Here is a 249-nt window from a genome sequence, read left to right on the forward strand (position 1 = left end):
GTCGCGGTCATCGGGTTTGGTAGGGGAGGTAATCCAAGCTATGCAGTCTATGTGCATGAAATGCCGTTTGCACATAAGGCTCCAACCCGTTCGAAGTTTTTGCAGGCTGCTCTCGATGAAGACATGGGGGAAATCGAGAGTAAGTTGGCCGCGTCCGTTAAATATGCATCGGGGGTTTAAATGAGTCCGGCGGAGGGGTTAGCTGCCATTGTAGAGGGGGTACCTGGATTGCTGGGTAGCTTTACTTTG

Annotated in this window: 1 protein-coding gene; it reads left to right on the plus strand. The window is 51.8% G+C overall.

Features of this window, described 5'->3' with window-relative positions; all coding sequences use genetic code 11:
* A partial coding sequence (locus tag VJI77_RS07640; protein WP_323989005.1) for a hypothetical protein occupies positions 1-180 on the plus strand: 180 nt, incomplete at its 5' end.
* Between the last annotated feature and the right edge of the window lie 69 nt (positions 181-249).

Origin of the sequence: Parvimonas sp. D2 (assembly GCF_035282635.1) — a bacterium.
In the GTDB taxonomy this organism is placed as follows: Bacteria; Bacillota; Clostridia; order Tissierellales; family Peptoniphilaceae; genus Parvimonas.